At 51.1% G+C, this 11,513-nt stretch carries 7 protein-coding genes and 1 pseudogene; 3 read left to right on the top strand and 5 right to left on the bottom strand.

The genetic code is table 11. The features are described 5' to 3' along the window. Window positions 1–164: 164 nt before the first annotated feature. A complete protein-coding gene (locus JMJ04_RS24145; RefSeq protein WP_236038365.1) occupies window positions 165–911 on the top strand; it encodes a GntR family transcriptional regulator in 747 nt (248 codons plus the stop codon). A 19-nt stretch (window positions 912–930) separates the two neighbouring features. Here JMJ04_RS24145 and JMJ04_RS24140 read toward each other — a convergent pair whose 3' ends face one another. Further along, a complete protein-coding gene (locus JMJ04_RS24140) occupies window positions 931–1,290 on the bottom strand; it encodes a DUF488 domain-containing protein (protein ID WP_201372980.1) in 360 nt (119 codons plus the stop codon). Window positions 1,291–1,548: 258 nt separating this feature from the next. Here JMJ04_RS24140 and JMJ04_RS24135 point away from each other — a divergent pair, with 258 nt between their 5' ends. After that, window positions 1,549–4,062, top strand: coding sequence for a serine/threonine protein kinase (locus JMJ04_RS24135; protein WP_201372979.1), 2,514 nt, complete (start codon window positions 1,549–1,551; stop codon window positions 4,060–4,062). Between the two features lie 120 nt (window positions 4,063–4,182). On the opposite strand, the gene JMJ04_RS24130 is transcribed toward JMJ04_RS24135, so the two are convergent. The 4 genes and pseudogenes from JMJ04_RS24130 to JMJ04_RS24115 all read right to left on the bottom strand — a co-directional run bounded on the left by JMJ04_RS24130 (window position 4,183) and on the right by JMJ04_RS24115 (window position 8,581). Continuing rightward, window positions 4,183–5,067, bottom strand: a complete 885-nt coding sequence (locus JMJ04_RS24130) for a carbohydrate ABC transporter permease (protein WP_201372978.1) — start codon at window positions 5,065–5,067, stop codon at window positions 4,183–4,185. A 16-nt stretch (window positions 5,068–5,083) separates the two neighbouring features. Continuing rightward, on the bottom strand, window positions 5,084–6,070 hold the full coding sequence (locus JMJ04_RS24125) for a carbohydrate ABC transporter permease (RefSeq protein WP_201372977.1): 987 nt from the start codon (window positions 6,068–6,070) through the stop codon (window positions 5,084–5,086). Between the two features lie 139 nt (window positions 6,071–6,209). After that, window positions 6,210–7,484, bottom strand: coding sequence for an ABC transporter substrate-binding protein (locus tag JMJ04_RS24120; protein WP_201372976.1), 1,275 nt, complete (start codon window positions 7,482–7,484; stop codon window positions 6,210–6,212). A 246-nt stretch (window positions 7,485–7,730) separates the two neighbouring features. Next, window positions 7,731–8,581: pseudogene (locus tag JMJ04_RS24115) on the bottom strand (ROK family protein). Between the two features lie 692 nt (window positions 8,582–9,273). Between JMJ04_RS24115 and JMJ04_RS24105 the strand changes: the two are divergent. After that, complete coding sequence (locus tag JMJ04_RS24105) at window positions 9,274–11,481, top strand: alpha-galactosidase D (RefSeq protein WP_201372973.1); 2,208 nt, start codon at window positions 9,274–9,276, stop codon at window positions 11,479–11,481. The last annotated feature ends 32 nt before the right edge of the window (window positions 11,482–11,513 follow it).

Genomic DNA, 11,513 nt, shown 5'->3' with positions numbered 1-11,513 from the left:
ATTGTCACCCGAAGAAGAGTCGACACTTTGTTTCGCAAATCAATAATAACATGCTAAAATAGCACTAGTCAACCCGATTTTGAGGAAAAGTGTAGACACTTATAAAAGCCGGGCAGAATAGTATATAATTCTCTCTCAGAGAATACACAAAGAGGGGGATAGTCGTGGAAGTCTCAATGCACAGCATCTTCGCCAACGCACTGGAACGTTCGGCAAACCTCGATTCGCTGGTTGGCTCAATCGCTGAGTGGGTCGGCCTCGCCATCATTGATGGGCGCCTGCGGCCAGGTGACGACCTGAACTCGGTCGCGCTTTCCAGGCAATTTAAGACCAGCCGTACACCGGTGCGCGAGGCCTTGATGCTCCTGGAAAAAGAGGGCCTGGTAACGATTCCGCCGCGCCGGCGGCCCTATGTGACGCCCATCAGCCTACGCGAAGTGCGCGAAATCTACCAGGTGCGAGCGCATCTCTACATCCTGGTCGCGAATCTCATCGTCACCCAGGCCTCAGACGAAGCGATTCACGCACTCTGGGAGCACCAGGTGCGCTTAGAAGAAGCGGTCAAAAACAATGACCTGGACGCGTATTTCTGGAGCAACCTCTCGTTTCGCGCCACCGAAGCCGAAATCTGCGGTAACCTCTATCTGCAACAGATGCTCAGTTCCCTTGGCCTGCGCACGCTTCACCTGCGCCATCACACGCTGTCCTATCCAGGGCGCATGGAACGCTCACTCAAAGATCACGCTCGCCTGATCCAGGCTTACGAAGAGCGAGACTCCTCGCTGGCTCAGTCCCTCACCCGCTCGCTCGTCCTGCGTGGACTGGCCTCAATCGAGCAAGCAGAGTGGGGCAACGGGCAGGGCGAGCGCGGCACAACTGCGGAACGAGAAGAGGAAAGCGAAGAATTTTAATTTTTTCAAGTCTTTTGGTCTAGTGGTTGAGCAGGTCGCGTAGCACAACAGCGTTGTTGTGCTCGCTATCATGCGCGGAATACACGAGCGTTAGCGGCCCCTGCAATGCCATGTCGTTGAGGCGTTTGAGGGTGGCCTGTCCCTCTGGCGTCTTTAACTCCTCTTCGTAACGGTGTCGGAACTCGTCAAATTTGGCTGGCTCGTGATTGAACCAGTGGCGAAGATCGTTGCTGGGCGCGATCTCCTTGAGCCAGAGATCAATATGAGCGCGCTCTTTCGTGAAACCGCGAGGCCAGAGACGCTCAACTAAAACGCGCGTGCCGTCATCTTTTTCGGGTGTCTCATAAATGCGTTTGATCGCGACCTGGTGACGTGCCATAAAACCTTGTTAGTCTCCATGAACTCTGCTATAGGGCCTCATTCTCACTGTTACTAGTGTAATCGTTTAGGCGAGTCATCTTTTGAATCCTGATAAGCTGGTCTTTCTGCAACGCCAACTGGAGGAAAGGCGAGGGCAACAAGAGCACAACACATAGTAATCTTTTTCTCTATTTCATGTTAATATGTAAATGCATCAATGTATATGATGGTGAAATTGAGCTAAGCGATATGAAAAAGCATAAAGGAGATTCAGTTCATGAGCCATATTCCCCGACGCATTGGGAAATATGAATTGCAAGAGCTTTTGGGAAGTGGTGGGATGGCAGAGGTATGGAAAGCTCTTGATACTCAATTGCATCGCTATGTCGCTATAAAATTACTGCATGCAAATTTACATGCAGATCCGGATTTTATCTCTCGTTTTACTCAGGAAGCGCAGATGGTTGCAGCCCTGCGTCACCCAAACATTGTACAAATCTATGACTTTCATATTTCGGAGTCAACTGAGACTGAAGATACACCAGCCTATATGGTTATGGAGTATATCCAGGGCCAGACCCTGGCTCATTATATCCGTACTACGTCCCAGCAGAAGAATTTTCCTTCTGCTAACGATATTATTCAGCTCTTTACCCCTATTAGCCTGGCTTTAGATTATGCACATCGGCAAGGCACAATCCACCGTGATATTAAACCGGCGAATATTTTGCTTGACCAAAAGAATCGGACGCATAATCCAATGGGAGAGCCGATTCTCTCAGATTTTGGCCTGGCCAAGGTGATGGATGCTCCTTCCCGAACAATAGCCGGAATGGTGTTTGGCACTCCCCTCTATATTTCTCCTGAGCAGGTGCAGAATGGATTGATAAGCAACCGCACTGACCTTTATTCTCTGGGCATTGTTCTCTATGAATTGTTTACCTCGCAGCCACCTTTTTCTGGTGGGAGTTCGAGCCATATTATGCTCCAGCACGTTCTCGAAGAGCCCACTGATCCACGCAGCATTAATCCCGGCCTCTCCTCTGCGTTGTCAGAAGTTCTCCTCAAAAGCATCGCCAGAGATCCGCAGGATCGTTTCTCCAGCGCTGCTGCTATGACCACCGCAGTGGCGGAGGCACTCGATCTCCCAGTGCCAGAAGCTGTGCGGCTGGCACTGGCCTCGACACCTCAGGCGCAAAGATCAACGAATGATGCACAACCAGTTGATCAAGAAGCCGCGACGGTAATTACTTCGCCTCCTGCGGCTATGCTGGGTCAGCAAAAGATGAATGCGGTTGTTGATGACGATGCAGCGAAAGTCGATCTGCTCTCAGCAGAAAGGGTGGAGGACACTGGCGGCCCCCTGAATTTGCCAGATTCTGAACCGCCATTGGCAGGAGTCGCAACCAGTGACAAAATAGCGGCTGCTGATATTCTTGACTCCGGAGCAACTCTTCTCTCCAAACCAGGCCAACAAGTGCCTGATGATGATGCGCAATCCGAAGCAGCTGCTCAAAGCGATGCCAGGGAGGGGCAGACGGTTGCAATACCGGTAAGGTCCGCATCCTCATCTCCTTCAAAGATGCCACCGGTAGCCCCCCTACCGTCACATGCACCAGGAGCGCAAAAGCGCCAGAAGATGCGTATAGTGATCGCGGCCCTATTCATTAGTATCTTGATTGTGGCGGGGTCAGGCGTGTTCTTTCTCCTGCAAACGCCGCATAAGGCCACCACGACCACCAGCACAAATAGCACTGTTGGGCAGGCTTTCTTTCTCAGTAGCGTAAATATGGACCAGGATACGGCCAGGGGAAACAACAGTAAATTAGAACTAGATCTCAAATCCATTCCGGCCCCTCAAAATGGGAAGAGCTATTATGCCTGGTTACTGCCTGATAAAAATCAGCCTGAAGGGGCGCCTATCCTCCTGGGACAACTTATAGTGAAGGATGGAACTGTTCATTATATCTATCCAGGCAATAGTGATATCTCGGATTTGCTTGCGATGACCAGCCGTTTTCTCATTACTGAAGAAAGTTCCACCATCACACCGGATATCCCTTCTCCTGATCTTAATGCCTGGCGCTATTATGCAGAGATTCCTCAAATGGTGCCTGCCGGTCAGCAGTATAGTTTGCTTAGTCATGTCCGTCACCTGCTGGCGGATGACCCTGACCTTATGTCGCTCCATTTGTCTGGAGGGTTGGATATCTGGGCCAACCGAAATATATACGAGGTTGCTCAGTGGTCTAAAGGGGCGCAGAACGATTGGAAGGCAAAGAATTTTGACGCGATGCACCAGCGTATCGTATCCATTCTTGATTACCTTGACGGAGCTTCATATGTTAAGCAAGATGTGCCAGCGGGTACCCCTCTCTATGCCAATCCCCTGGATGCCCAGGTTGGTTTGCTTAACCTTAATTCCGGAAGTCAAGGTCATCCCAGCTATCTGTATCATATCGCGCTTCATCTCAATGGTGTGCTTTCCTCACCCGGTTCTACTCAGTATCAACGTTCACTAGCACTACAAATCAATACGGGCCTCAGTAACGTAAAATTAGAGTTAGTGCAAGTACGGCTGGATGCCATTCAACTGGTGCATATGAACAATGCCCAACTGGCTCAGCCTTCGTCTCTTGCACTTCTGAATGATATCGTAACGCGGACCAATATCGCTTACGCAGGTCAACTAGATACAGCCACTCACCAGGTAAAGATAATGGGTATGACGCAGATTTACCAGGATAACCAGAGGTTGGCTACCTTTGAGATTAAACCTTATCGATCGTGACGATTCCCCACGTACACATGCGGGGTCTTCTCAGGTGGCTTGATTTAGCGCCTGTTTTGAGGCACTGGTCAAGCACCCGTCCCCTTCAAGGGGACGGGCTTGCAGAAAGACTCACCTTTGTTATCCTTTCAAGCCGCTTTGTGTATAGCCCTGGACGATGTAACGCTGAAAGAAGAGAAAGAGAAGTATCAGGGGGAGGATGCCGATGGCCGCCGCCATAAATAGCTCATGCAGAATAATCGTCTGAGATGTCTCGAACGTAGAGATGACCACCTGCACCGTTTGACCCGAATCACTATTCTGCGCATTCACAAGAGGCCAGAGAAAAGAATTCCAATTGGCAATCAGCCCCGTAATACCGAGAGCCGCGAAAATGGGAAGCGAGTTCGGAACAACGATACGCCAATAGATGCCCCAATAGCCAAGCCCATCGACATGCCCTGCCTCCTCAAGTTCCCGTGGAAAACTCAAGAAGAACTGGCGAAACAGAAAAGTCGTAAAGCCGCTAAACAGACTAGGAATAATCAAGCCCTGTAACGTCCCGATCCAACCAATATATGAAACCACAATATATGTTGGCAGAAACGTGACCGCACCTGGAATCATCATCGTACCCAGAACCGCGCCAAACACAACAGTGGACCAGCGAGAAGGAATACGCGCCATCGCATAAGCCGCCAGCGACGTGACAAGTACCTGCCCGATCGTACCCAGGACAGCCATCAACGCAGAATTTTGCAAACCAACAAGGATCGACGTAGAGCTATCACTAAACAGCTCTTGAATATTCTCAAAGTGGAGGACATTGGGAAAGAGGACACCAAGGCGAATATCCTGTTCGGTTGCCAGACTATTGCGTAGAATTAAATAAAAAGGAACCAGAAAAAGCCCTGCCAGAAAAATGAGCAGCGCATAGCGTAGCACAACGCTCACAATAGATCTTATTGACCTGGCAGCCCTGACGGAACGCTTATCGGGTTTTTGCCTCGAAATAGTTAACGACATAAGCTATTCCCTTTCTTCACGACTGTACTTTGCCAAAGCCAAACACTTTTGCCTGCACAACAGTAAACACAATAATAATGATTGCGAGAATGATTGCACCTGCGCTCCCACGACCATAATCTTGCGAACCTAGAGCGACCTGGAAGATATAGAGGAGCGGCGGTCGTCCCAGAGACGCATTGCCACTGGACGCCGTACTCCCCATAATGTTATAGAACTCATCGAACGCTTGATAGGCTGCGATCAAGTTCAGAATCAGAATGGCAACCGAAGTATTGCGTAGCAAAGGAAAGGTTATATAGCGGAAAGTGGTCCAACCACGCCTGGCACCATCGACCGTCGCGGCTTCATACAATTCTTGCGGAATGGTTTGCAATCCTGCAATAAAAAGCAACATATAGACGCCAACCTGTATCCAGAGACGGAGCGAGACCAGTACAATCCAGTAGTACGGGGGATTTGGGCTGGAAATCCAGGTGTTAATAGGATCCATATGCAAGGAGGTCAAAATGGTGTTGGCAAACCCCGTAGGGAGACCATTGAAGATATCGAGCTTCCAGATGAGCGAGGCCACGACATAAGAACAGGCCGTTGGAAGAAAGAACACGGAACGGAAGAATGGTTGGGCAAAACGAATACTGTTGACCATGAGCGCAAGTCCAAGAGAAAGCGCAAAAGTGGTCGGTATAATGAAAAGCGCGAAGAGCGTGATCGTGACCAGAGCCTGCTGATAGGCTGTATCATTGAGTATGCTGGCATAATTGGCCAGGCCAACAAATTGTGTCGGTGCTATGGTGCTGCGGGCATCGAAGAAACTGAGGAAGATACTCCAGAGAATAGGGATATAGACAAACACCACCAGACCAATTAGGAGAGGGGCCGCAAAACCCCAGAAGGCGAGCTCAATCTTGAGACGTTTTCGTAGCGTAGAGCGTTTCCCTCTCTGTTTCACGTCCAGAGGTGCCTCTGGTTGAGCAGGTGAAATGACTTTGGTGGACTCCATACAGCTATCCTTCCTGAAAGGCACCTGTTGGTATGAACCAGTAAATTCAGTCCAGTACACTGCCAGGTATCGATATGGTCATAGGCCTGCAGTGGAGCATGAAACATTCCGCCAGGTTTGTTCATGCTCCTCGATAAAACTACTTTACAATCGTTTGTAACTCGGCCTGGCACTTTGCTTCTGCTTTAGCCAACTCAGTTTTGGCATCGGCACCATTTTTGACGATATTGGTGACGGCATCTGTAAGTGCTGTACTCATGGTCGTATCCCAGGCGGGAGGATTGGGCTTGCCATATTGGTTGAGGATACTTACAGCATCTGCGGCTGGACCGCTGCTGAGTTTTGAGGCGGAAGCGGCAGCGCTCTTCCGTGGTGGAAGATGGAAGCCGTAATTCAGACTCCAATCCTGCTGATCTTTCGTATTATCAATCCAGAGCCATTTTGTAAACGCTTTGGCCTCCTGCACGTGCTTCCCTTTGGCTGCAACCATCGCACCCCAACCGCCAGAAAATGTCGCTGGTGTCCCCTGTGCATCAAGTTTTGGCCAGGGTACGACTCCAAAGTCATCGCCAAGACCTTTGATAATAGCCGGCATTGACCATAAGCCACCCCACTGCATAGCAGTCGCTCCACTAATGAAAGCGCCAGGGTCCGCCCAGTCAGTGGTATAACCCAGCAGCAGACTCTTCGACTGATAGAGCTCACGCACCTTTTGATAAGCCAACACAGTCCGATCATTATTGAACACAAGCTTATTATCCGTTGTCAGGAAGTCGCTACCAGCAGACCAGGGAGCGATCTGTAGCAATGCGCCAATGCCACCATCGTTTCCAATGAAGAGACCCTTCTGATTACCAGTCGTAAGCTTGTTCGCAGCATTGATCAACTCGTCCATAGTCTCAGGTGGCTTGACTCCAGCCTTTGTAAGGACACTTTTGCGATAGTAGAGCAAACCAGTATCTACAATCATTGGAATGGCATAAACTTTTCCGTTGTATGTGTAGGGGATGAGGCTGGAAGCGGAAAAGTCGTCTTTCGCAGAAGCAAGGATATCATCTAGTGGCTCAAGCAATCCGGCATTCACCTGATCTGCATGAACCCATCCTTCAAAAGTATCAGGAGGATTCCCGCTCAATAAGGATGCATTGAGGGGAGTGAAATAATCGCCAGGTTTCCAGACGAGGTTGATGGAGGTTTGGGTGTACTCCTTTGCGTAACGCTTGGCAGCCTCCTCGGTGCCCGCTTCACCATACTGGTGATACCACTGCTGTAACACCAACTGGCCATTACCACCGGTACTACCCGGAGTGGTATTACCACAGGCAGCCAGAAAAGCGGCACTCGCCGCCGCTGCGCCGGTGGCCTGTAAAAAACGCCGGCGGTTGATTTTGTCGAGAATTGTTTGAGTGTCCATGAAGAAGCTTTTAACCTTTCTGCATCATCGCAAATAAACCTAACAATGTAAATGGCCTTGCCAGTAAAAGCCCCGACAGCGAGATATGCCCATTACTACAGCCATGTAGTAATGTTAGGCAGTCATACTGTCAAACGGTTGAATTGACGTCTTGTTGAGGTCATCCCTGCTCTCCCAAGTGCCGGGACACACACGAGACAGTGATAGACAAATACCGAAAAAAACTAACTCCTTTCTTTAGAGAATTCAGGGGTGAGCGGGCAAGACGAAAAAGCGATGGAGAACCAGAGCCGCAGCCCCGCGCGCCCAGCTTTCGTAGCCAACTAGCGGCTCAACCAGCAGGCGCAGATTTTTCCCTAATTGGGAGAAGAGATTCTGTCGTAGTACGGCTTCCATCGACTGGAACATTGCCGGTGCGACAAAAACTCCCTCGCCCGTGAGAACAATACTCTCGGGATTCAGGACATTCACCAGGTTGGCCAGGGCAATGCCCATCAGTTCACCACTGTGTTCAAAAGCCTGCGCGGCCAGTTCATCGCCTCCCAAAGCCAGTTCGAGTAATTCATGAATCACGCGCTCCTCGGAGCGCACAGCCCGATCCGAGGAGCTGTCCAGAGGCGTATTGAAAGGAAGCGTTTTCTTATAGTTGTGCTCGAGATAATTGGCGATGATGCCGCGAAAGGAGATATACTCCTCCAAACAGCCACGTTTGCCACATTCGCAGCGCCGGCCACCGGGAACGGCTACCATATGGCCAAACTCGCCGGCCCCACCGGTCGAGCCGTGATAGACCTCGCCGTTCAGCACCAGCCCCAGGCCCACGCCGCGCCCCAGTACGACCGTAAAGAAGTTCTCGCTGCTGCCCCCCAGCCAAAGAGCCTCTCGTAGGTCGTAATGCAGCTCACATCGTTATCAATTACCACAGGAAACCCCAGACGCCGACTAAGTGGTTCGGCCAGCTCAATAGAGTGCCAGTCCAGATTCCAGGAATCGATGCAGATGCCATTTTGCGCGTCGATATAGCCGGAGAGCGCGCAGCCAAGCCCGATGACCAGGTCTTTCTCGACCCCCGATTGGGCCAGCAGATCGTTCGTCATCCTGACGATGTGTTCCAGAGCCTGGGCACCTTGATGTCTGAGCACAGTATCCCAATGGAGCGAAAAAATCACATCGCCGCGTAAGTTAACAACCACTCCGATGCATTCAAAGCCCCGTACCATCAGACCAAGAGCAAACCCTCCTTCGGGGTGCAGGTCCAGCAACGTCGCCTTGCGTCCTCCTGTCGATTCCGCCGGGCCACTCTCCACCACAAAATGTCGTCCGATAAGATCGCCAGTCAAACCGATCACCGTAGCCAGGCTCAGACCCGAAAGTTCAGCCAGCTGGGGGCGCGAGATTGGCGCATTCAGCCGAATCAAATTCAGCAAGTTATTCTGATTAATTGCGCGGATCAACCTGCGATCCGCCGGCACTGCTTTCCCCTGCATCGTTTTTCTACCCCGAAAACTTCCTTTAGTGATTGAAGTTAGGCAGAGTATACCCGCGAAAAAAGCTAGTGTCAAGCCCTCAATCCTCTGGATTGCAATAACTCCTGCCTTCTCCGTCCCGAAATATCCCGGAATAAAAGCGACCATAGGAGCAGAAAGGGCTTCTTCTTGACAAGGGAACCCTTTCTCAGTATGCTTATCAGTATACTTAGTTTAATCATTGATTAAACTAACCGGTCACTGTGCTTGTATGGGAAGAGCACGAGACTCTTGTCATTGGCCGCTACAAGGAGGTATTTTTTATGTCTCAACGTCAGAGAACGATGCCCCGACTTCTCTTTGCCCTCACCATTTTGCTCTTATCTGGTAGTCTACTGACCTTTGCAGCCTGGCATCAGGGAAGGACGCCTGTCGCCCATGCTGCAACCAATGTCACCAATGGTTTGGCCCAGACGCCGTATATGGGCTGGAGTAGTTGGAGCCTGGAATCCACTAATGCCAGTGGATATGGGACGAGTTGGCTAACCGAAGCGAATGTCAAAACCCAGGCTGATGCCCTCCATCAAAAGTTACAGGGGAGTGGATATCAGTATATCAACATTGATGCTGGTTGGTGGATGGATTATAGCTGGAATCCTACCTTCGATTCCTTCGGACGTCCGGCGCCTTTCCCAGGTCGCTTTCCCGATGGCATCGCGGCTGTTGCTGACTATGTCCATCACTATGGGCTCAAACTTGGGATCTATTATGGTGCGGGTCTGGATTTTGTTGCCTACAACAACAACTATCCCATCTATGGCACGAGCTGTCACACACAGGACATTGCTGTCCAACCGCTGACAAAGACCAATGGCTGGCAGGGAGCCTATGCCATCGATTATAGCAAACCCTGCGCCCAGGCCTATATCAATTCGATTGCCAATCAGTTTGCAAGCTGGGGCGTCGATTTTATGAAGCTGGATGGGGTCACACCAGGTTCGTTCAATAATGGCGCCAGTTCTGCGGACAATCGTTCAGATGTTCAAGCCTGGTCACAGGCGCTGTTTCAGACAGGGAGACCGATCCAGTTTGTCCTCTCCTGGTCGCTAGATCACGATTTTGTCAACACCTGGCAGCAGAATTCCAATGGCTGGCGCATTGATACCGATGTCGAGTGTTACTGCAATACGCTGGTGACCTGGGATAACTCGGTGAAGCAGCGCTTTACTGACGTGGTACCCTGGATCTCCGCTGCCAAACCGGGTGGTTGGAATAACCTGGATTCGCTCGATGTAGGTGTCGGGAGCATGGATGGCCTGACAAACGACGAGCGCCAGACTTATGAGACCCTCTGGGCTATCGAGGCGGCTCCGCTCTACACTGGGGATGACCTGACAAAACTGGATAGCTATGGCCTTTCCCTGCTCACCAACAAGGATGTCATCGCCATCGATCAGGCTGGCCGTCCAGCCAGGCCGGTTGCGCTATCAAGCAACCAGCAGGTCTGGTATGCTAAAAACGCGGATGGCAGCTATACGGTCGCGCTCTTCAATCTCGATAACACCCCTCAGACGGTCACCGCGAACTGGAGCGATCTGGGCTTTGTAGGGAAAGCCCATGTACGCAACGTCTGGGCTCACGAGCAGCTGGGCCAGTTTGGAAATAGCTTCAGCGCTGCGTTACCCGCTCATGGCTCTCGCCTCCTCAATGTCCAGCCAGATTCTGTCACTTCGGCTCCTCCCCCTCCCACAGGTAATGCCGTTTCCTATGAAGCGGAGGCGCCCGCGAGTATTATCGGCGGGGGCGCGGTTGTAAGTGGTTGCTCGACCTGTTCTGGTGGTCAGAAGGTTGGCTATCTGGGTGGTGGTGGCTTCGTCCAGTTTAATAATGTGACTGCAACGAGCGCCGGTATCTACAATCTGACGATTTATTACGTTGACGGAGATGGTTGTTGCCGATCTGCCGATCTCAGCTTCAACGGTGGCTCAAGTGTCTTGATGGCCTTCCATGGCGATAGCAACTGGGGGAACGTCCAATCGATGCAGATCCCGGTGCAACTCCAGGCTGGCAACAATACCATCAAGATCGATAATCCCACAGGTTATGCTCCCGATGTGGACCGTATCGTGGTCGCCCCCATTGTGAAAACGACCTCTTATGAAGCGGAAGCCTCCAGTAATACCTTGCGTGGAGGAGCATCAGTGGCCAGTTGCTCGGACTGTTCTGGTGGTCAGAAGGTCGGCAATCTGTTGCTGGGTAGCTCCCTGCAATTCAATACCATTACTGTGGCCAACGCGGGTACCTATAACGTCACGGTCTATTATGTTGACGGTTCCTCTGGTCGCTCGTTAAATGTGAGCGCCAATGGCGGCCCGGCGCTCACCATGTACACCAATGGCACCAACGATAACAACTGGAATGTTGTACACTCAATGGTGATTCAGCTCGACTTGCGGGCAGGAACAAATACGATCCTCTTCGCAACCACTACCTCAATGTATGGGGCTGATATCGACCGTATTGAGGTATAATGTTTTCTGATGAGAAATGGGTTGCCTGGCGA

Origin of the sequence: Ktedonobacter robiniae (assembly GCF_016587375.1) — a bacterium.
Lineage (GTDB): Bacteria > Chloroflexota > Ktedonobacteria > Ktedonobacterales > Ktedonobacteraceae > Ktedonobacter > Ktedonobacter robiniae.
The sequence above is the reverse complement of the archived record's forward strand: the minus strand, read 5'-3'. Positions and strand labels throughout refer to the sequence as shown.